Below are 21,008 nucleotides of genomic sequence, written 5' to 3' on the forward strand. Positions count from 1 at the left end.
GCCGGTTTTTTGACTCAGGCCGACTTCACCTCGATAATTCGTCAACAATCTGTCGTGATTCGACGAATTTTATTCATCTTCGAAGGGAGACCTGCTTCATGGCACGCAAGCCAGTCCAGGCCAGCGCGTCCGACGACGCGCCATCGGCCGCCGTCCGGCCTCCCGCCACGCTGGGCCGCGCCGCCGGCGTCAACATCGTCTCATCGTCGCACCTCGTCTCGGTGCGGAGCCCGGAATTGTCCGAGTTCGAGTTCGGCCTGAACACGGCCTACAACGCCTACAGCCGCTGGGTGGTGCGCTGCATGGGCGCGGCTGGCGTGCGCGACCTGACCTTCCTGGACGTGCTGGTGCTCCACCACGTCAATCACCGGGGCCGGGCCAAGCGGCTGGCCGATATCTGCTTCGTGCTGAATGTGGAAGACACCCATCTTGTCACCTACGCGCTGAAGAAGCTGGCAGGCCTGGGGCTGGTCGCCGGCGAGCGGGTGGGCAAAGAGGCCACCTACGCCACCACGCAGGCCGGCGCCGAGGCCTGCGCCCGCTATCGCGAGATCCGCGAGCAGTGCCTGACCAGCAATTTCACCGAAGGTAGCGAGGAAAACATCGAGATTGGCGAACTTGCGCGCCTTTTGCGGGTGTTGACCGGCTTGTACGAGCAGGCGGCACGCTCGGCGACGTCGCTCTAAGCATCGGCTATCAATCAAGTGATTCATGGCGCACTAAAACGGTGCGTCCGCTGCACTTGCCGGTGTCGCAGCCGATTTGGACGTCCATGTCCGCCTCCGTCCCATTGCGCAATGCAAAAAGCGGGCCCCGGCAAGGTACAATAGCGGTTTCCCGCCAGCCGGTTCCCCACTCAGCGGTGCCGGCGGCCGCCAGCCCCGACCTCCCTACGCCTCCCGACCGCTACGATCATGGCGCATTTCTCGTGCTTCCCCGGCGCTTTGGCGCTTTCCGCCTTCCGCCAGCAACGCCTGCTTGCCACGCTCAAACAGATCGATGCCGATATTGAATCGGTACATGGCCAGTTTCTGCATTTCGTCGATACCGACACCCCGCTTTCCGCCGAAGACCAGTCGCGCATTGCCGCGCTGTTGACCTACGGCACGCCGTTCACGGCCCAGACCGAGGGCGACCGCTTCGTGGTGATTCCGCGGTTCGGCACGATCTCGCCATGGGCCAGCAAGGCCACGGACATCGCGCATAACTGCGGGCTGTCCCACGTGCACCGCATCGAGCGTGGCGTGGAGATCACCGTGATCTGCAAGAAGGGCCTGCTGCGTGGCCGCAAGACGCTGGACGCCGACGTGCGTGCCGCCGTGGCCGCGCATCTGTTCGACCGCATGACCGAAACCGTGACCGCCTCGCGCGAGGACGCCGCTGGGCTGTTCCAGGAACTGCCGGCCAAGCCGCTGCGCTTCGTGGACATCGCCACCGGCCGCGCCGCGCTGGAGGAGGCCAACACGGCGATGGGTCTCGCGCTGTCCGAGGACGAGATCGACTATCTGCTCGACGCCTACGCCAAGCTCGGCCGCAACCCGACCGACGTGGAACTGATGATGTTCGCGCAGGCGAACAGCGAGCACTGCCGCCACAAGATCTTCAACGCCACGTGGACGATCGACGGCGTGAGCCAGGACAAGTCGCTGTTCGCGATGATCCGCAATACGCACCAGCTGAATCCGCAGGGCTCGATCGTCGCGTATTCGGACAACTCGGCCGTGATGGAAGGCGATATGGCCGAGCGCTGGTTCCCGCGCGGCGCGGACCAGCAGTACGGCCGCCACGAGGCGCTGACCCACACGCTGATGAAGGTGGAGACCCATAACCACCCGACCGCGATCTCGCCGTTCCCGGGTGCCTCCACCGGCGCCGGCGGTGAAATCCGCGACGAGGGCGCCACGGGCCGGGGCGCCAAGCCCAAGGCGGGCCTGACCGGCTTCACGGTGTCGAACCTGATGCTGCCGGACGCCATCGAGGCCTGGGAAAACGCCCGCGATGCCGCCCAGCCGGTGGCCCATCGCAATCCGGACGACAAGGCTGGCGTGACCGGCAAGCCGGACCGCATCGCCTCGCCGCTCCAGATCATGATCGAGGGCCCGCTCGGCGGCGCCGCGTTCAACAACGAATTCGGCCGCGCCAACCTGGGCGGCTACTTCCGCGTCTACGAGCAGAACGTGGCCGGCACGGTGCGCGGCTATCACAAGCCGATCATGATTGCCGGCGGCATCGGCAATATCGACGCGGGCCATACCCACAAGGACCCGCTGCCGGCCGGCACGCTGCTGATTCAGCTCGGCGGCCCGGGCATGCGCATCGGCATGGGCGGCGGCGCCGCCAGCTCGATGGCCACCGGTACCAACACGGCCGACCTCGATTTCGACTCGGTGCAGCGTGGCAACCCCGAGATGGAACGCCGCGCGCAGGAAGTCATCAACGCCTGCTGGCAGCTTGGCGACGACAACCCGATCCTGTCGATCCACGATGTGGGCGCGGGCGGTATCTCGAACGCCTTCCCGGAGCTCGTGGACGGCGCTGGCCGTGGCGCGCGCTTCGACCTGCGTCAGGTGCACCTGGAGGAGTCGGGCCTGTCGCCGGCGGAAATCTGGTGCAATGAATCGCAGGAGCGCTATGTCATGGCGATTGCGCCGGACAGCTTCCCGCGTTTCCAGGCCATGTGCGAGCGTGAGCGCGCCCCGTTTGCCGTCGTCGGCGTGGCCACCGAGGAGCAGCAGCTTCAACTGGTGGACGCCCACGTGGACGCCGCGCTCAAGGAGCACTTCACGGTAGACATGCCGATGGACGTGCTGCTGGGCAAGCCTCCGCGCATGCACCGCGACGTGACCCGCGTGACCAAGGAACTGCCGCCGGTGGACGTGACCGGCATCGCGCTGGAGCAGGCGGTGCGCGACGTGCTGCGCCACCCCACCGTGGCCAGCAAGTCGTTCCTGATCACCATCGGTGACCGTACCGTGGGCGGCATGAACGCGCGCGACCAGATGGTCGGCCCGTGGCAGGTGCCGGTGGCCGATGTGGCCGTGACCACGCTCGACTACAAGGGCCGCGCTGGCGAGGCGATGACCATGGGCGAGCGCACGCCGCTGGCCGTGATCGACGCACCGGCCTCCGGCCGCATGGCGATTGGCGAGGCGCTGACGAACCTGGCGGCCGCACCGGTCAAGGACCTCGGCAAGGTGAAGCTGTCGGCCAACTGGATGGCCGCCTGCGGCGTGGCGGGCGAGGATGCCAAGCTGTACGACACCGTGCATGCCGTTGGCATGGAACTGTGCCCGGCGCTGGGCATCAGCATTCCGGTCGGCAAGGATTCGCTGTCCATGCGCACCAAGTGGCAGGACGCCGACGGCGACAAGGAAGTCGTGGCACCCGTGTCGCTGATCATCTCGGCGTTTGCCGCCGTGGATGACGTCGACAATACCCTGACGCCGCAGCTTCGCACGGACCAGGGTGACAGCGTACTGATCGCCATCGACCTGGGCCGCGGCAAGAACCGCATGGGCGGCAGCATCCTGGCGCAGGTGACGCAGCAGGTGGGCGACCGCGCGCCGGACGTCGACAACGCCGACGACCTGAAGAACTTCTTCAACGTGATCCAGCGCCTGAACCGTGAAGGCAAGCTGCTGGCCTACCACGACCGCTCGGACGGTGGCTTCATGGCTGCCGTGGCGGAAATGGCGTTCGCGGGTCACTGCGGCGTGTCCCTGAACGTGGACATGCTCGCGCTCGACCCGACGCAGGAACAGGACTATGGCGATGCCAAGAACTGGGCCCAGCAGGTGGCGGAGCGCCGCAACGAGCAGACGCTGCGCGCGCTGTTCTCCGAGGAACTGGGCGCCGTGATCCAGGTGCGACTCGACGAGCGCGACGCGGTGTTCGGCGTGCTCCGCGAAGCCGGCCTGTCGGCCTGCAGCCACGTGATCGGCAAGCCGAATGCGACCGATCAGCTCGAGGTGTACCGCGACGCCAAGAAGGTGTTCGGCGCTGCCCGTGCCGAACTCCAGCGCAACTGGTCGGAAGTCAGCTGGCGCATCGCGCGCCTGCGCGACAACCCGGCCTGCGCGGACAGCGAGTACCAGCTGCTCCAGGACGATACGGACCCTGGCATCAGCCCGGTGCTGACGTTCGACCCGGCCGAGGACATCGCCGCGCCGTTCATCGCCACCGGCAGCCGTCCGCGCGTGGCCATCCTGCGTGAGCAGGGCGTCAACTCGCACCTCGAAATGGCATACAGCATGGACCGCGCCGGTTTCGATACGCACGACGTCCATATGAGTGACCTGATCGCCGGCCGGGCAAGCCTGGCCGACTTCAAGGGCTTCGTGGCGTGCGGCGGCTTCAGCTATGGCGACGTGCTGGGTGCCGGCGAAGGCTGGGCCAAGACCATCCTGTTCAACGCGCAGATGGCCGAGCAGTTCGCGGCCTTCTTCAACCGCCAGGACACCTTCGCGCTCGGCGTTTGCAACGGTTGCCAGATGCTGAGCAACCTCGCCCCGATCATCCCGGGCGCCAATGCCTGGCCGAAGTTCACGCGTAACCAGTCGGAACAGTACGAAGCGCGCTTCGTGACCGTGCAGGTCGAGCAGTCCTCGTCGATCTTCTTMGCCGGCATGGAAGGCAGCCGCATTCCGATCGTCGTGGCACACGGCGAAGGGTTTGCCGACTTCTCGCAGCAGGGTGATATCCAAGCCGCCAAGGTGGCGCTGCGCTTCGTCGACAACAAGGGCGCGGTGACGCAGGCCTATCCGCTGAACCCGAACGGCTCGCCGGACGGTATCACCTCGGTCACGACCGTGGACGGCCGCTTTACGGCCCTGATGCCCCACCCGGAGCGCGTGTTCCGTGCAGCCACCATGAGCTGGGCCCCGGACGCCTGGAAGCAGGCCACGGACGGCGGCAGCCCGTGGATGCGCATGTTCCGCAACGCACGGAAGTGGGTCGGTTGATCGCTGCAAGGCGCTAGCCGGCCGGAAATCCCAGAAAAGCCCGCGCAAGCGGGCTTTTCTTTTGCTCATTTGCCATGCGCAAGCCCCCAGTCTCCGCGCTTGCTGGTGGAGAGCCGCAGCGAGACAAGCGCCTCGGCCATCTTGACGGCGCAGGACACGCCGTCGATGACCGGCGCGCCAATCGCGTCGGAGATCTCGTCGCACAGGTCGGTCATGCCCGCGCAGCCCAGGACGATGCAGTCGCTCTGGTCCTCGGCCAGCGCCTCGCGGCAGGCTTCAGTGATGATGTGGCGCGCATCCGAGCCCGGCCGCTCCAGTTCCAGCCTGGCCGAGAAATCGTCGGGTCAGGGGTGATGCCAGAGATACTTGAAGCCGAGGTCGGGGGGAAGCGAGGTCAGGCCCTCGCGGGGTTCAAGGTGGGGTCGATGGGCGCCGTGTCTGCCTGGAGCCGGGCGCTCCAGGGCAGGTAGCGCGAGTACAGCAGGCGCATGCGGTCGGCGTCGGGCGGCACGGGCAGCTCGCCGTGCATCTCCATATAGGCGATCGTGGCCTGGAGCAGCTTGGTCTGTGCGTAGCGGTCGCGCTCGGGCAGGTGGGGGTGGAGATGGCGCCAGCGCATGCCCGTGCAATCGATATGGGGCATGCCCAGCGCGCAATAGACGATGCCGCGCGAGTAGAGGTGCCACAGGTGCCAGTAGCCGCTTGTCACGCCCATGCTTGCGATGCGCTCCCAGGATGCCGGATGCCGGTCCGGAACAGCCCGGCGGCCCGTGGGAAACATCTTACCGAGCGCACTGTGCCGGGGGAATGTCGAAATCTCCCCAAAGTGTGCGCCAGCGCGCCCGGAAAACAAAAACCGGCGCCTGGGCGCCGGTTTCGGTATCGGGAAACGCCGGGATCCTTACTGGATCTTGGCCTTTTCCTTGATCGACTTCATCATCGCCTGGAACTGCTCGCGCTGCCAGGCCTGGTCGCCCATCAGCATCTGTTGCAGCTGCGGCTTCACTTCCTCGAACGACGGGATCTTGGCGTCGCGCGTGTCCACCAGTTCGATGATGTGCCAGCCAAACTGGGTCTTGACCGGCGTTTCGGTCATCTGGCCCTTCTTCAGGCCGGTCATCGCGGCCGAGAACTCGGGCACGTAGCTGGTGCTGTTGGCCCAGTCCAGGTCGCCGCCGTTGACAGCCGAGCCGGTGTCCTTCGACGAAGCCTTGGCCACGTCCTCGAACTTGGCGCCGCCCTTGATCTTGGCGATGATCGCCTTGGCGTCGGCTTCCTTCTCCACCAGGATGTGGCGGGCGTGGTATTCCTTGCCGTTGCCGAACTGCGCCTTGATCTTGTCGTACTGCTTGCGCAGTTCGTCGTCGTTGGCGCCGTTGGTGCGCACGTAGTCCTCGAACACCGCGCCGGCCAGCACGTTGAGCTTGGCCTGCTCGAGTTGCTCCTGCACGTCGTCGCGCTGGGTGATGCCGCGCTTGTTGGCTTCCTGCAGCAGCAGTTCCCGGTCGATCAGCATGGTGCGGGCCCGGTCGCGCAGCTCGGGGCTGGCGGGCTGGCCGGTGCCGGCGATCAGCTTGTCCAGCTTGGCCGAGGGGATGGGCTTGCCATTCACAACGGCGGCGTTCTGGGCGATTGCGGGCAGGCTGCCAGCAGCAAGCACAGCCGCCAGGCTGAACGAGAGGACGGTGGTCTTCATGGAATCAGGTCTGAGAGTTGCGGGTAGCGTCGCGTGAAGCTTCGCGGGATTGATATTCTTGGTCGGTGTAGGCGCTGACGGCCAGCGCATGAATCTGCGCCGGGAACAGGGCGCGCAGCGCATCATACACCATGCGATGGCGGGCAACCCGCGAGTGGCCCGCAAACAACTCGCTGACGATCAGCACATCGTAATGGCCTCCGCCCGAGGCTGCGCCGGCATGGCCGGCATGGGCCGCGCTGTCGTCGCGCACGGTCAGGCGGGAGGGGTCGAGGGCCGCACGCAGCAGCGTCTCGATGGTGGCGGGGTCTGCAGCCATCCGGGTTCCTTGTAGCGTGGCGTCCGGCTTACTCGGACGGGGTTTCCTGGATATGGCGCGACATCCAGATGCTCTGCAGCACGATGAACACCAGCATCAGCCCMATGCTGCCGAACAGCTTGAAGTTGACCCAGGTATCCGTGGAGAACGTGTATGCCACGTAGAGGTTCAGCAGGCCCATGGCGGCGAAGAAGCCCGCCCAGGCGGCATTCAGGCGGCCCCACATCGCGTCCGGCAGGGTGACCTGCTTTTCCATCATGGCCCGCACCAGGTTCTTGCGCCAGCCGATGACAGAGCCCACCAGCGTCACCGCGAACAGCCAGTAGAGCACCGTCGGCTTCCACTTGATGAAGGTCTCGTTGTGCAACAGGATCGTTGCACCGCCAAACACGCCAATGATCAGCAGGCTGACCCATTGCATCGGCTCCACCTTTCCATGGCGGATGCGCACCCAGGCAATCTGGAGCACCGTGGCAATCATCGCGACGGCCGTGGCCGGATAGATGCCGAACAGCTTGAAGGCGATGAAGAACAGGATGACCGGAAACAGGTCGAAAAGAAATTTCATGCGGACGATTGTTGATTGGCGGGCTTGCCGAGCGCAGAGGCCCGCGGCCGCGCCATTGTACTTGGGGAATGGCGCGCGGCGGGCATCCGAAGCAACGATTACATCACTCGATGAATCACCCGCGATCGGAAGGATCCCGATCGTCGAATTTTAGCGCAGCCGAGTTGATGCAATAGCGCAGGCCGGTGGGGGCCGGGCCGTCCTCGAACACGTGGCCCAGGTGGCTGCCGCATTCCTTGCAGCGCACTTCCACGCGGGTCATGCCGTGGGTGTGGTCCGTGTGCTCGTCGATTACCTCGCCGTTGATTGGCTTGAAATAGCTGGGCCAGCCGCAGCCGGCGTCGAACTTCGTGGCCGATTCGAACAGCGGCGTGCCGCACCCCACGCAGTGGTAGATGCCCTGGTTCCAGTGGTCCCAGTAGCGGCCCGTGAACGGGCGCTCGGTGGCGGCTTCGCGCGCGACGCGGTACTCGATGTCGGAAAGTTGCTCACGCCATTCGGCGTCGGTTTTCTTGGTGGTCATCTTGCGTCCTTCTCATTAGGCGGTGGCGCGGGGCCCCAGTCTTGCTTGGTCGGACTCGCGCGGCAATCCTTACAGATTCAGAAATTCACGTTATGTCGATGTCACGACGAGCAACTGACTTCGAGCCCGGACGCCCAGTCCGGCGGCAGGGCGGCATAGGCTTCCGACTCGGGTTGCTCGTCGAATGGCCGGGACAGCACGGCCAGCAGCCGGTCTACCTCGGAGAAATCCTTGTCGCGCGCGGCGCGGATCGCGGTTTCTGCGAGGTGGTTGCGCAGGATGTACTTCGGGTTCACGGCGAGCATGCCGGCGGCGCGCGTAGCGTCGTCGGACTGCTCGGCCTGCAGCCGGGCGCGGTATTCGGCCGCCCAGGCGTCCCAGGCGGCGCGGTCCAGGAACAGGTCGCGCACCGGGGCGTCGGCGTTCGCATCCTTCCCCGAGATGCGGGCGAGGTTGCGCCAGAACAAGGTGTAGTCCACGCGGTTGGCGTGCAGTACCCGGAACAGGTTGGTCAGCAGCGCCTCGTCCTCGTTTTCCTGCCCGCCCAGCGGGCGCAGGCCCAGCTTGGCGCGATAGTGGCGGAAGAAGGCGGCGGCGTAGCGGTCGCGGAACGGGTCGAGCGCCTCGCGCGCGGCGGCCACTGCAGCTTCCTTCGCTGCTTCCTTGGCGGCCTCGGGATCGGCTGCATCGGCCGCATCGGTATCGCGCCAGAGCGGGAGCAGCGCCTGCGCCAGGCAATGCAGGTTCCAGAACGCCACCTGGGGCTGCTGGCTGTAGGCGTAGCGGCCCTGCTGGTCGGAATGGTTGCAAATATGGTTGGCGTCGAAGGCGTCCAGGAAGCCGAACGGACCGTAGTCGATGGTCAGGCCCAGGATCGACATATTGTCCGTGTTCATCACCCCGTGGCAGAAGCCGACGGCCTGCCAGTGCGCCACCATGTCCGCAGTGCGCAGCGAGACCTCGCGCAGCAGCGCCTGGTAGGGGTTGCCGCCGGCGTCGCGGCAGGCGGGGTAGAAGCGGTCGATGACGAAATCGGCCAGCTCGCGCAGCGCGGCATGGTCCTCGCGCGCGGCGAAGTGTTCGAAATGGCCGAAGCGGATAAAGCTCGGCGCCAGGCGCGTGACCACGGCGGCGGTCTCGATGGTCTCGCGGCGCACCGGAGCGTCCGAGCCGACGATGGCCAGCGCCCGCGTCGTCGGCACGCCCAGCGCGTACATGGCCTCGGAGCACAGGTATTCGCGGATCGACGAGCGCAGCACCGCGCGGCCATCGGCCATGCGCGAGTAGGGCGTCAGGCCGCCCCCCTTGAGCTGGATTTCCCACGGGCCGTCGTCGCGCTCGGCCTCGGCGAGGCGGATGGCACGGCCATCGCCCAGTTGCCCGGCCCAGACGCCGAACTGGTGGCCCGAGTAGACCGTGGCCAGCGGGTCGGCCCAGTCAGGCACGCAGTTGCCGATAAAGGTGTCGAGGAAGTCCGGCTGGCTGGCTTCGGCGCCGATCGTCTGCGGGTTCCAGCCCAGCAGCGCGGCGGCAGCCGGGGCCACGCTGACCAGGTAGGGCKAGGGCAGCGGCGTGGGCTGCAGGCGCGTGAAGAAGCGCTCGCCCAGCGCGGCAAAGCCGGGCGCGGTGCGGAACGGTACGGGGGACTCAGGGGGCATCGACGTCCTGCTTTGCGATCTGCGGAGGTGAATAGGGGGTGCCGAAGTGCGCTTGCAGGCTAGGGGAAAACGACATATTGAGACGCATCAGGGCACGCAGTATTGTACTTGCACCGGTTTTCCCCTGTCGGCCGAGGGGGTGTCCACCGGGGCGCCATGCCTTATCGATAGCGGACATCAATCTCGTGCATGACGTGGACGCGCATGCGGCGAGGAGCACGGGAACATTCCGCCAAAAATAAGCACGGTTGTTCGTTTTTCTCTGCCGACCACGACAAGACTGGAGACATTCCATGGCATTGATGGGTCAAATGATGAGCGCGCCGCTGCTCATTTCCTCCATCATCAAGCACGCTGCGCGGTATTACGCCAGCACAGAAATCGTCTCGCGGCGGACCGAGGGCGACCTCCATCGCTACACCTACCGCGATTGCGAACTGCGGGCCCGCAAGGTGGCCCAGGCCCTTGGCGCGCTCGGCGTGCAGCAGGGCGAGCGGGTCGGCACGCTGGCGTGGAACGRCTATCGCCACCTGGAGATCTACTACGGCGTCTCCGGCATGGGCGCCGTCTGCCACACCATCAATCCCCGGCTGTTCCCGGAACAGATCGCCTATATCGTCAATCACGCCGAAGACCGCTACGTGTTCTTCGACGCCACCTTCCTGCCGTTGGTGGAAGGCGTGGCGCCGCACTGCCCGAACGTGAAKGGCTGGGTGATGATGACCGACCGCGCCCACATGCCGGCCGACGCCAAGGTGCCGCTGCTCTGCTACGAGGACCTGATCGACGCGCAGGATGGCGACTACACCTGGCCGGAATTCGACGAAAACCTGGCCTCCAGCCTCTGCTACACCTCGGGCACCACCGGCAATCCGAAGGGCGCGCTGTATTCGCACCGGTCCACGGTGCTGCACTCGTATGCGTCCGCGCTGCCCGATGCGCTCGGCTGCTCCGCGCGGGACGTGATCCTGCCCGTCGTGCCGATGTTCCACGTCAACGCCTGGGGCCTGCCGTACTCGGTGCCGCTGGTCGGCGCCAAGCTGGTGCTGCCGGGGGCCAAGCTGGACGGCCCCTCGCTCTACGAACTGTTCGAACAGGAAAAGGTGACCTTTTCCGCTGGCGTGCCGACGGTCTGGCTCGGTTTGCTCCAGCATGTCAATGCGAACAATCTGAAATTCTCGACGTTCCGTCGCACCGTGATCGGCGGTTCGGCGGCGCCGCCGGCCATGATCCGCGCGCTCGAGGCGCTGGACGTGGAGGTGATCCACGCCTGGGGCATGACCGAGATGTCGCCGCTGGGCACCTCGTGCAAGCTGCTGGCCCGCCATGAGGACCTCCCCGAGGACGCGCGCCACAAGATCCTGGAGAAGCAGGGCCGGGTGATCTATGGCGTCGACATGAAGATCGTCGATGGCGAAGGCGCCGAGCTGCCGTGGGACGGCAAGGCCTTCGGCGACCTGTATGTGCGCGGCCCGTGGGTGATTTCCACCTACTTCCGCAACGACAACACGCCGCTGGTCGATGGCTGGTTCCCCACCGGGGACGTGGCGACCATCGACGAAGAGGGCTACATGCAGATCACGGACCGCAGCAAGGACGTGATCAAGTCCGGCGGCGAGTGGATTTCGTCCATCGACGTCGAGAACGTGGCTGCCGCCCACCCGGCGGTGCATATGGCCGCGTGCATCTCCGCCTATCACCCCAAGTGGGACGAGCGCCCGCTGCTGGTGGTGGTCAGGCGGCCCGGCATGGACATCACGCGCGAAGCGCTGCTGGCCTTCTTCGAGGGCAAGGTCGCCAAGTGGTGGATCCCGGACGACGTGGCGTTCGTCACCGAGATGCCGCTGACGGCCACCGGCAAGATGCAGAAGCTCAAGCTGCGCGAGCAGTTCAAGGATTACAAGCTGCCAACCGCCTGAGTCAACCGGCGTAGACCGGGGCCGGGTGCAATTCCCATCCATAACAGGCAGCAACAGGCAGGCGGCAACCCCGCCCGCGGCGGTGCCAATCGCCATTCGATAACGAGAGTGAAGGAGACAGGTATGACGAAGATGCGTCCGCTGGTGGCTGGTGTGGCGGTATTTGCGGCACTGGGTTCCACGCTGGTGTCGGGCATGGCGGGGGCGGAGACGGTGAAGATTGCCTTCATMGATCCGCTGTCGGGGCTGATGGCCCCGGTGGGACAGAACCAGCTCAAGAGCTGGCAATACGTGGCCGAGGTGGCCAACCAGAAGAACTGGGCCGGCGCGCACAAGTTCGAGGTGGTGGGGTTTGACAACAAGCTGTCGCCGCAGGAAAGCCTGACCATCCTCAAGCAGGCCGTGGACCAGAACATCCGCTATATCGTGCAGGGCAACGGCTCCTCGGTGGGGCTGGCGCTCGAAGACGCGGTGGCCAAGCACAACGAGCGCAATCCGGGCAAGGAAATCGTCTACCTGAACTACGCGGCGGTTGACCCGGACATGACCAACAGTAAGTGCAACTACTGGCACTTCCGGCTGGACGCCAACTCGGACATGAAGATGGAGGCGCTGACCACCTTCCTGGCCAAGGACCAGAACGTCAAGAAGGTCTACCTGATCAACCAGAACTACTCGTTCGGCCACCAGGTGACGCGCGCCGCCAAGGACTACCTGAAGCGCAAACGTCCGGACATCCAGATCGTGGGCGAGGATCTGCACCCGCTGGCGCAGGTCAAGGACTTCGCGCCGTATGCGGCCAAGATCAAGGCGTCKGGCGCCGACACGGTCATCACCGGCAACTGGGGCAGCGACCTGGCCCTGCTGATCAAGGCCGGCAAGGACGCCGGGCTGACCACGAACTACTACACCTACTATGCCGGCACCACGGGCGTGGCAACGGCCATGGGCGCTGCCGGCGCCGAGCGGGTCAAGTACGTGGGCTACTACAACCCGAACAACAAGGGGTTCAAGGGCTCGGACATCATCGAGGGGTTCAAGAAGAAGTACAACGACGATTTCTACGTGATGGCGTCGTACACGGGCATCGCCATGCTGAGCCAGGCCATGAAGAAGGCCAACTCCACCGATCCGGTGAAGGTGGCCCACGCGCTGGAGGGGCTCAAGGTGGAGAGCATGAACGGCACCGTGGAAATGCGTAACACCGACCACCAGGCGCAGCAGCCGCTCGTGGTGGCCACGTGGACCAAGGTGGACGGCAAGGAAGTCAAGTACGACGCCGAGAACACCGGCTACGGCTGGAAGACGAACGCGGAGCTCGACCAGTTCGTGGCCGCCCAGCCCACGTCCTGCCAGATGAAGCGCCCGGGCTGATCCGGCGCGCGACCGGCATCTGAGCGATCCGGGGCCGGACGGGTTTCCGTCTGCCCCGGATCGGCGGACAATCACGCTTTTGCCCTGGGCGCCACACGTCCACCGAAGGACCCGCCGTGGAATTTTTCGTCATTTCGCTATTGAACGGCATCAGCTACGGGCTGCTGCTGTTCATGCTGTCATCGGGGCTCACGCTCATCTTCAGCATGATGGGCGTGCTCAATTTCGCGCATGCCAGCTTCTATATGCTGGGCGCCTACTTTGCCTACACCATCGCCAGCAAGATCGGCTTCTKGCCGGCGCTGATCCTGGCCCCGCTGCTGGTGGCCGGAGCCGGCGCGCTGGTCGAGCGCTTCGGGCTGCGCACCGTGCACAAGTTCGGTCACGTCGCCGAATTGCTATTCACCTTCGGCCTGGCCTACCTGATCGAGGAAGGCGTGAAGCTGGTCTGGGGACTGGCCGCGGTGCCGTACCGGATTCCGCCGGAACTGGACGGGCCGCTGTTCACGGTGTTCACCTCGTCCTTCCCCACCTACCGGGCGTTCATGATGCTGGTGTCGCTGGGCATGCTGGTGGCGATCTACCTCGTGCTGACCCGCACCCGCATCGGGCTGGTGATCCAGGCCGCGCTGACGCACCCGGAAATGGTCGAGGCCCTCGGCCACAACGTGCCGCGCGTGTTCATGATGGTCTTCGGCGGCGGCGCCGCGCTGGCGGGGCTGGCGGGGGTGATCGGCGGCAATGCCTTCGTGACCGAGCCGTCGATGGCGGCGGCGGTGGGCTCCATCGTCTTCGTGGTGGCTGTGGTGGGCGGCATGGGGTCGCTGGTGGGGGCGTTCATCGCCTCGATCCTGATTGGCGTGCTGCAAACCTTCGCGGTGACGATCGACGCCTCGCTGGCGGGCCTGTTCGGCAGCCTGGGGCTCAACGTCAGCGACGCCACGCCACTGAGTTCGGTCTGGAAGCTCACGGTGGCCCAGGTGGCGCCCGTGATGCCGTACCTGCTGCTCGTGGTGATGCTGATTTTCCGCCCGCGCGGGCTCATGGGCACCCGGGAGAGTTGAGCGATGGAGACCACGACCATGCAACAGACTCCCAACGCGGTGGTCACCGGCCGCACCATGCGCTACCGCCCGCTCAACCTCGCCCGCTGGATCATCTGGGGCGCCACGGCGCTGCTGATGCTGGTGATGCCGATGATCTTCACGGGCGGCTTCGCCGTGACGCTGATGTCCCAGATGGGCATCATGATTATCTTCGCGCTGTCGTACAACATGCTGCTCGGGCAGACCGGCATGCTGTCCTTCGGCCATGCGGTCTACGCGGGCCTCGGCGCGTTCATCGCCGTGCATGTGCTGAACATGATCGGTGCCGGCAAGGTCTGGCTGCCGGTGTCGATGCTGCCGCTGGTGGGCGGGCTGGCCGGCGCGTTCTTCGGCGTGCTGTTCGGCTACGTGACGACCAAGAAGTCCGGCACGACCTTTGCCATGATCACCATGGGCATCGGTGAGATGGTGTTCGCCAGCTCCCTGATGTTCCCGGACTTCTTCGGCGGCGAGGGCGGCATTTCCACGAACCGGGTGGTCGGCGATCCCTTCCTGGGCATCACCTTTGGCCCGGGCCGGCAGGTCTATTACCTGATTGCCCTCTGGTGCCTGGCGTCCATGGTGGCGATGTACGCCTGGACCCAGACGCCGCTCGGCCGCATCGCCAACGCCGTGCGCGACAACCCGGAGCGCGTGGAATTCATCGGCTACAACACCCAGCGCGTCCGCTTCCTCGTAGTGATTCTTTCGGCATTTTTCGCGGGTATCGCCGGGGCCTTGTCGGCGATCAACTTCGAGATCGTCTCCGCCGAGAACGTCAGCGCGGTGCGCTCGGGCGGCGTGCTGCTGGCGGCCTTCATCGGCGGTGCGGGGGTGTTCTTCGGTCCGGTGATCGGCGCCGTGGTCTTCGTACTGTTCGCGGTGGCGCTGTCGGACCTGACCAAGGCCTGGCTGCTCTATCTCGGCCTGTTCTTCGTGATGATGGTGATGTTCGTGCCGGGCGGCATCGCCAGCCTGCTGCTGATGCAGATGCCGCTGCTGGCGAAGAAGCGCTTCGGGCGGATGCTGCCCAGCTACGGCCAGGCGGCCGTGGCCGGCCTGGTGCTGCTGGCGGCGCTGATCCTGACCGTGGAGCTGGTCTACAAGGTGCAGGTGGATAGCGCCAACGGCACGGCGATGCGGCTGTTCGGCGTGGCGTTCGACGCCGGCACGGTGGCCCCGTGGATCGTCGCGGCGGCGCTCTGGGCCGTGGGCTACGTGGCGTGGCGCTGGGCGGGGGGCCGCGTGCGCGCCGAACTCGACAAGATCCAGGCGGAATTCGGAGGTCAGGCATGACGGCGGCCATGGCAGGCGGGGGCACGCCCGCGCTGGAACTCATCGATGTGCGCAAGAAGTTCGGCCAGACCGAGATCATCCGTGGCGTGACGCTGGCCATCGGCAAGGGAGAGCGCCACGCGATGATCGGGCCGAACGGGGYGGGCAAGTCCACCACGTTCAACCTGATCTCGGGGCGGTTTGCGCCTAGCTCGGGCACGGTCAGGCTGAACGGCCAGCCCATCAGCGGGCTGCGGCCGTTCGAGATCAACCGGATGGGGCTCTCACGCAGCTTCCAGATCACCAATATCTTTCACCGGCTGTCCGTGTTCGAGAACCTGCGCTGCGCGGTGCTGTGGTCGCTCGGCTACAAGTATTCGTTCTGGCACCGGCTGTCCGAACTGCGCGACGCGCGCGAGCGGGCCGAGGAGGTGCTGGAGCTGATCGGCATGCAGCATCGGCGCAATTCGCAGGCCGGGCTGCTGACCTATGCCGAGCAGCGCGCGCTGGAGATCGGCATCACCATCGCGGGCGGCGCCGAGGTGATCCTGCTGGACGAGCCCACGGCCGGCATGAGCCGGTCGGAATCGGACCACGCGGTCGAACTGATCCGCAAGGTCACGGTCGGCAAGACGCTGGTGATGGTGGAGCACGACATGAGCGTGGTCTTCGGCCTGGCGGACCGGATCTCGGTGCTGGTCTACGGCGAGGTCATCGCCACGGACACCCCCGAGGCCATCCGCAACAACCGCAAGGTCAAGGAAGCCTACCTGGGCACGAGCCTCGACGAACCCGTGCCGGAAGGAGCGCACTGATGGGCAAGCGGATGCTGGACGTTACCGGGCTGCACGCCTATTACGGCAAGAGCCACATCCTGCACGGCGTGGACGCCCATATCGACGAGGGCGAGATCGTGGCGCTGCTGGGCCGCAACGGGGTGGGACGCTCGACCATGGCCAAGGCGATCCTCGGCATGGTCAAGGCCGAGGGGTCCGTGCGCTTCCGCGACGAGGAAATCCTGGGCCGCCGCACGTTCGAGATCGCCCATGCGGGCATCGGCTATGTGCCGGAGAACCGCGACATCTTCCCAAGCCTGACCGTGCGCCAGAACCTGCTGCTGGGCGAGAAGCGCAACCCGCGCCAGTCATCGCCGCGCTGGTCGGTGGACGATATGTATCAAATGTTCCCAAGACTGAAGGAGCGCGAGAACACGTCAGCCGGCGTGCTCTCGGGCGGCGAACAGCAGATGCTGACGCTGTGCCGCACCCTGATGGGCGACCCCGACCTGATCCTGATCGACGAACCCACCGAAGGCCTCGCGCCCATGATCGTGGCGCTGGTCGGCGATTTCCTGAAGACGCTGAAGGAGCGCGGCGTGTCGGTGCTGCTGATCGAACAGAAACTGGCGATCGCGCTCGATATCTCCCAACGGGTGTACGTCATGGGCCACGGCCACATCGTGTTCGAGGGCACGCCGACCGAACTGAAGGCGAATGGACAGGTGCGGAAGGAGTGGCTGGAGGTTTGAGGGTTACTTCCGCCGCCCCGCGCCCGGGCGGCTCTTTGGCTTGGCACGCTTCTTAGTAGGCGCAGCCGGGGTGAGGGCGGCCAGCCAGGCATCAGTCGTGGTTTTCATCATGCTGGACGTTGCCAACGCGGCCTGGCGTTTGGCTTCGGCGCTCGCGCGGCCTCGGGCGGCGCCCGCTACGGCGTTGGCGCCGCTCAGCCACATGCTCAGCATGGGGTTTTTCTTCAGCCAGGGGTTCTTCATCGTCGGTTCCTTGGAGTTCGTCGATCGTTCGTCGATCAATAAGGAACCGGGGCGCACGATGCGTGCCAGTGCGGGACGCCGCCGGGCGTGGCGAGGGATAGGGTGGCGTTGCAGAATCGCCCGACCGTTCCGCTCGCGCGTTGTAACGATGGCGGCAGTTGGCGGCTCAAGCGCCGTGCGTGGCGTGGTGCGACGATGGGAACGGAACTTGCGGGACGGGTTCGCTACAACGAACGTTGCGCAGGAGGCGCCATGAGCATCTTCAAGGACATTCTGAACAAGCTGCTGCACCGGTCCCAGCCGGCCCAGCCACAGGCGGGCACGGCAAGCGCGGCCCCCGGCACGGGCACCACTGCGCCGGCGGCCAGCCCCAGTCCGGCCACGCCCGGCGCGGCGCCGGCCGGTGCGGGTACCCCGGGTGGCGCTGCAAAGCCGCTGTCGGCCGTCGATGTGGAAGCGGTCATGGACAAGGCCGTCACCGAGTCGGGGCAACAACTGAACTGGCGGACGTCGATTGTCGACGCCATGAAGGCGCTCGGCATCGACAGCAGCCTGGAACACCGCAAGGAACTGGCGAAGGAGCTGAACTACACCGGTGACATGAACGACTCCGCCGCCATGAACATCTGGCTGCACAAGAAGGTCATGACGGAGCTGGCCGCGAACGGCGGCAAGCTGCCGCCGAACCTGGCGTCGTAAGTCAACGAAAGGGCGGGGGCGCGCCGGTGTGGACGTCTCTCGATCACCAATCCAGTGATCAGTGATCGAGGGGCACTATACCGGCCAACCTCCGGTGAACAGTCCGATCAGCGTCGTTACGAGCCAGGGCAGCGACCATGCCCAGTTCAGCCATATTGACCGCTGGCGGATCCAGAGCCCAGCGAGGGCGAACAGCCAGTAGCAGGCAGTCAGTCCCTGACGGTAAAGATGGGCGAGCGGGTCCTGAAACCCCTCCGACTCCCAGATCGGCCCATACACGGGATAGGTGGCCTGCGGGCCTTCGAGGACATTGGCTGCCGCCAACAGGCATTGGAGCGCAAGGGCCAGGAGGTGGCACATCAACATCCCCGACCAGACCATCCGCAACCCGCGTTCGATATTGGACCAGGGCATGTCAGGGATAGATATAGGCGTGCAGGACGATGCCGAACAGCAGTGGCATCGACCATGCCCAGTTTAGCCAGCGGCGGCGTTGCCGGACCCACAGCCCAGCCAATGCGAACAGAAGCAGGAAGATCTGTTCCCCGCTCGATTCGAAGTATGCGCGAAGGTTGGGGAATCCCTGGATCCGCCAGAGGGGCGGGCCGTTGTMGTCAGCAGGGTGCGGAATGCCGGCGACCGTCGCGAGGTCCGCGCACACGCTTAGGAAAAGAACGACCAGCAGCACGGACCAGAGGATGCGACAACCACGTTCAATAGCGAACCACGACATCCATGTCCTTTCCATACTTTAGAAATGCATCAACGAATGAAGGCATGTCGGAGGTCAGGTCTATACAGCCTGCCGAGCCGGCGACCCAGCCACCATGGATCGAGAAATCGCTGCGTCCATGTGTCCGGGTGCCCGGGAGTGGGTCCAGCCATACCCGGCGCTTGCCCCAGGACATGACGCAGCCCGGCCAGGTTCCACTTCCCTTCACGATGCCGAAGGCGCGGATGATGCACCGTCGTCGATCGGACCAGGAGTAGTTTTCCCACCGCTGCAGGCGGTCTTGCCTTGCACTGTAGTGGCCTTCGGGAATGGGCCCCAGATGCCGGGTTGCCTGATGTTCCTTGTCTGTATGTCCGGGCGCGCCCGAGACAGCATGCCACGACTGGTGCGCGCCATTCTCAACCCAAATGAGACGTGTGCCGTTGAAGTGCAACGTCGCTCGACGGGACTCCATGCGACGTATGGTCTCGGCAAGTCCGAGCATGCGAACGATCGATTCAGTATCGTTGCCAGCGGCGGCGGCAATCCCCAAGCGGCGGCCCGCCAGTTCGCGGAGCTCGGTTGCCAGATCCTGGCTCGCGTCGACTTCCCTGGCGATGTCTCTGGCGTCCATATGGGCCTCCACTCAAAGGTGAACGCCCAGCCTACCTATCCGACCGCTGCCCGCCTTGCGCGGGATCAATTGCCCGCATACTGTCTCAAACCTCAACACCCTTACCGCTTCGTTGCCTTCGGCAGGTCGAACGGMATGTCCTCATAGTCGATCAGCCGGGTCTTTTTGACGATCCGGTAGCCGATCCACAGGGCCAGGAACATCGGCACGCCGATATAGGTCGCCAGGATCTCTGGCCAGCGGTTGGCAATATCGGCGAATGCCTGGTAGTTCTGGCCGGCCACGATGACCACACACAGCACGCCGGCGAAGATCGGGCCGAAGGGGTAGAGGGGGGACCGGTATGCGAGGTCGCTCACGCTGTAGCCCTGGTAGACCAGCCCGCGCCGGAAGCGGTAGTGGCTCAGGGCGATGCCGAGCCAGGCGAAGAAGCCGGTCATGGCCGAGGTATTGAGCAGCCACAGGTACACCGCCTTGTCGCCAAACAGTGAACTGAAGAAGCACAGCGCGCCGATGCCGGTGGTGATCAGCAGCGCGTTGAACGGCACGCCGCTCGGCGTCAGCCGGGCGAACATGCGCGGGGCGCGGCCGCTGACGGCCAGGCCGTACAGGATGCGGGTGGAGACATACATGCTCGAGGTGCCCGCCGACAGCAGCGCCGTCAGCACCACCGCGTTCATCAGCCCCGCCGCGAAGGCCAGCCCGGCGTGGCGGAAGACCAGCGCGAACGGGCTCACGCCCACGTCGGTCACGTCGTTGCGGAGCAGGCTCTGGTCGGTGTAGGGAATCAGCACGCCGATGATCAGGATCGCCAGCACATAGAACAGCAGGATGCGCCAGAACGTCTGCCGGATGGCGCGCGGCAGCGTGCGGGCCGGGTCGGTGGCTTCGCCGGCGGCCACGCCCACGGTCTCGGTGCCCTGGAACGAGAACCCGGCGATCATCGCCACCGCGAACATCCCCGGCAGCMCGCCGACGAACGGCGCCTCGCCCATGGTGAAGTTGTGCCAGCCCGACTGCGGCCCGCCGTGCATGATGCCGACAATCATCAGCACGCCCACACCGAGAAACACCACCACCGTGACCACCTTGATCAGCGCGAACCAGTATTCGGCCTCGCCGAAGCCGCGCACCGAGAACGCGTTGAGCGCGAACATCAGTGCCAGGAAGCTGGCGCTCCAGGCCACGCCCGGCACGTCCGGGAACCAGTACTGCATGACGAGCTGGGCGGCGGTCAGTTCCACCGCAATCGTCACGGCCAGGCTGAACCAGTAGTTCCAGCCCAGCGCGAAGCCGAAGCCTTCCTCGACATAGACCGCGCTATAGGTGACAAACGAGCCGGCCACGGGCATGTGCACGGCCAGTTCGCCGAGGCTGGTCATCAGGCAATAGACCATCAGGCCGATCAGGCAGTAGGCGAGCAGGGCGCCGCCGGGGCCGGACTGGGCGATCGAGGCGCCGGAGGCCACGAACAGCCCCGTGCCGATGGCCCCGCCGAGGGCGATCATGGTCAGGTGGCGTGCCTTGAGCTGGCGGCGCAGGTCGTCGTGCTCGACGACGGGATGTTGATGCGGATGGGGATGCGAGTGAGTGGAAGACATCAGGTAGACACAGGGTCGCTGCAACGTCAGGGAATACCGGCGGCCTCGTAAGCCGGCCGGGGCGCGCGGGGACGCCATACCCATAAAAACGAAAAGGCGCGAGTCTAACCTGTCCTTTTTAGTGGATTGGAGGGCGGCGTCAAATAAAGTCGAACCCGGGCCGCAGGGTGGTTGAAAAGTGCCTCCGCCGCCATGACGGGCATCAAGCGGGCC

20 protein-coding genes and 1 pseudogene are annotated in these 21,008 nt (G+C 65.6%); 9 read left to right on the top strand and 12 right to left on the bottom strand.

Annotated features, from left to right (window positions below):
• The first annotated feature begins 98 nt into the window (after positions 1-98).
• On the top strand, positions 99-686 hold the full coding sequence (locus AC1EJR_RS14865) for a winged helix DNA-binding protein (RefSeq protein ID WP_092293110.1): 588 nt from the start codon (positions 99-101) through the stop codon (positions 684-686).
• A 228-nt stretch (positions 687-914) separates the two neighbouring features.
• The gene (purL, locus tag AC1EJR_RS14870) at positions 915-4,961 is read left to right on the top strand and encodes a phosphoribosylformylglycinamidine synthase (RefSeq protein WP_477147280.1); all 4,047 of its coding nucleotides are present in this window, start codon (positions 915-917) and stop codon (positions 4,959-4,961) included.
• A gap of 65 nt (positions 4,962-5,026) precedes the next feature.
• Here purL and AC1EJR_RS14875 read toward each other — a convergent pair.
• The 7 genes and pseudogenes from AC1EJR_RS14875 to AC1EJR_RS14905 all read right to left on the bottom strand — a co-directional run.
• Positions 5,027-5,284: pseudogene (locus AC1EJR_RS14875) on the bottom strand (aspartate/glutamate racemase family protein); the annotation flags it as partial.
• Positions 5,285-5,355: 71 nt separating this feature from the next.
• A complete protein-coding gene (locus tag AC1EJR_RS14880; RefSeq protein ID WP_092293114.1) occupies positions 5,356-5,676 on the bottom strand; it encodes a hypothetical protein in 321 nt (106 codons plus the stop codon).
• Positions 5,677-5,862: 186 nt separating this feature from the next.
• On the bottom strand, positions 5,863-6,657 hold the full coding sequence (locus AC1EJR_RS14885; protein ID WP_092293117.1) for a peptidylprolyl isomerase: 795 nt from the start codon (positions 6,655-6,657) through the stop codon (positions 5,863-5,865).
• Between the two features lie 4 nt (positions 6,658-6,661).
• Complete coding sequence (locus AC1EJR_RS14890) at positions 6,662-6,976, bottom strand: BolA family protein (protein WP_092293119.1); 315 nt, start codon at positions 6,974-6,976, stop codon at positions 6,662-6,664.
• A gap of 28 nt (positions 6,977-7,004) precedes the next feature.
• Positions 7,005-7,544, bottom strand: a complete 540-nt coding sequence (locus tag AC1EJR_RS14895; protein WP_477147281.1) for a septation protein A — start codon at positions 7,542-7,544, stop codon at positions 7,005-7,007.
• A gap of 115 nt (positions 7,545-7,659) precedes the next feature.
• The gene (msrB, locus tag AC1EJR_RS14900; protein ID WP_092293123.1) at positions 7,660-8,067 is read right to left on the bottom strand and encodes a peptide-methionine (R)-S-oxide reductase MsrB; all 408 of its coding nucleotides are present in this window, start codon (positions 8,065-8,067) and stop codon (positions 7,660-7,662) included.
• Positions 8,068-8,168: 101 nt separating this feature from the next.
• Positions 8,169-9,725: a protein adenylyltransferase SelO gene (locus tag AC1EJR_RS14905; RefSeq protein WP_477147282.1), complete on the bottom strand. Its 1,557-nt coding sequence runs from the start codon at positions 9,723-9,725 to the stop codon at positions 8,169-8,171.
• A 293-nt stretch (positions 9,726-10,018) separates the two neighbouring features.
• On the opposite strand from AC1EJR_RS14905, the gene AC1EJR_RS14910 reads away from it, so the two are divergent.
• From AC1EJR_RS14910 to AC1EJR_RS14935, 6 genes are all read left to right on the top strand, one after another.
• Positions 10,019-11,644: a 3-(methylthio)propionyl-CoA ligase gene (locus AC1EJR_RS14910; RefSeq protein ID WP_477147283.1), complete on the top strand. Its 1,626-nt coding sequence runs from the start codon at positions 10,019-10,021 to the stop codon at positions 11,642-11,644.
• Positions 11,645-11,767: 123 nt separating this feature from the next.
• Positions 11,768-13,018 carry a branched-chain amino acid ABC transporter substrate-binding protein gene (locus AC1EJR_RS14915; RefSeq protein ID WP_092293129.1) on the top strand — a complete coding sequence of 417 codons (1,251 nt, stop codon included), beginning with the start codon at positions 11,768-11,770 and terminating at the stop codon, positions 13,016-13,018.
• Between the two features lie 116 nt (positions 13,019-13,134).
• Complete coding sequence (locus AC1EJR_RS14920) at positions 13,135-14,082, top strand: branched-chain amino acid ABC transporter permease (RefSeq protein ID WP_477147284.1); 948 nt, start codon at positions 13,135-13,137, stop codon at positions 14,080-14,082.
• A gap of 3 nt (positions 14,083-14,085) precedes the next feature.
• Positions 14,086-15,399, top strand: a complete 1,314-nt coding sequence (locus AC1EJR_RS14925) for a branched-chain amino acid ABC transporter permease (RefSeq protein ID WP_441591046.1) — start codon at positions 14,086-14,088, stop codon at positions 15,397-15,399.
• Positions 15,396-16,193 carry an ABC transporter ATP-binding protein gene (locus tag AC1EJR_RS14930; protein ID WP_477147285.1) on the top strand — a complete coding sequence of 266 codons (798 nt, stop codon included), beginning with the start codon at positions 15,396-15,398 and terminating at the stop codon, positions 16,191-16,193. Before AC1EJR_RS14925 ends, AC1EJR_RS14930 begins: the two co-directional genes overlap by 4 nt.
• Complete coding sequence (locus tag AC1EJR_RS14935) at positions 16,193-16,906, top strand: ABC transporter ATP-binding protein (protein WP_092293134.1); 714 nt, start codon at positions 16,193-16,195, stop codon at positions 16,904-16,906. Before AC1EJR_RS14930 ends, AC1EJR_RS14935 begins: the two co-directional genes overlap by 1 nt.
• 3 nt (positions 16,907-16,909) lie before the next feature.
• Here AC1EJR_RS14935 and AC1EJR_RS14940 read toward each other — a convergent pair whose 3' ends face one another.
• Positions 16,910-17,149, bottom strand: coding sequence for a hypothetical protein (locus AC1EJR_RS14940; RefSeq protein WP_092293136.1), 240 nt, complete (start codon positions 17,147-17,149; stop codon positions 16,910-16,912).
• 252 nt (positions 17,150-17,401) lie between these two features.
• Here AC1EJR_RS14940 and AC1EJR_RS14945 point away from each other — a divergent pair, with 252 nt between their 5' ends.
• Entirely contained in the window at positions 17,402-17,848 is a 447-nt protein-coding gene (locus AC1EJR_RS14945; protein WP_477112936.1) for a DUF3597 domain-containing protein, read from the top strand.
• Positions 17,849-17,923: 75 nt separating this feature from the next.
• Here the strand turns inward: AC1EJR_RS14945 and AC1EJR_RS14950 are convergent, their stop codons facing one another.
• From AC1EJR_RS14950 to AC1EJR_RS14965, 4 genes are all read right to left on the bottom strand, one after another.
• Positions 17,924-18,262: a hypothetical protein gene (locus AC1EJR_RS14950; RefSeq protein ID WP_092293140.1), complete on the bottom strand. Its 339-nt coding sequence runs from the start codon at positions 18,260-18,262 to the stop codon at positions 17,924-17,926.
• Position 18,263: 1 nt separating this feature from the next.
• A complete protein-coding gene (locus AC1EJR_RS14955; protein ID WP_477147286.1) occupies positions 18,264-18,581 on the bottom strand; it encodes a hypothetical protein in 318 nt (105 codons plus the stop codon).
• Positions 18,562-19,194, bottom strand: a complete 633-nt coding sequence (locus tag AC1EJR_RS14960; protein ID WP_441591042.1) for a hypothetical protein — start codon at positions 19,192-19,194, stop codon at positions 18,562-18,564. Before AC1EJR_RS14960 ends, AC1EJR_RS14955 begins: the two co-directional genes overlap by 20 nt.
• 101 nt (positions 19,195-19,295) lie before the next feature.
• Entirely contained in the window at positions 19,296-20,795 is a 1,500-nt protein-coding gene (locus AC1EJR_RS14965; protein ID WP_477147287.1) for an amino acid permease, read from the bottom strand.
• Positions 20,796-21,008 lie beyond the last annotated feature (213 nt).

Source organism: Cupriavidus sp. 05T42 (assembly GCF_056396345.1).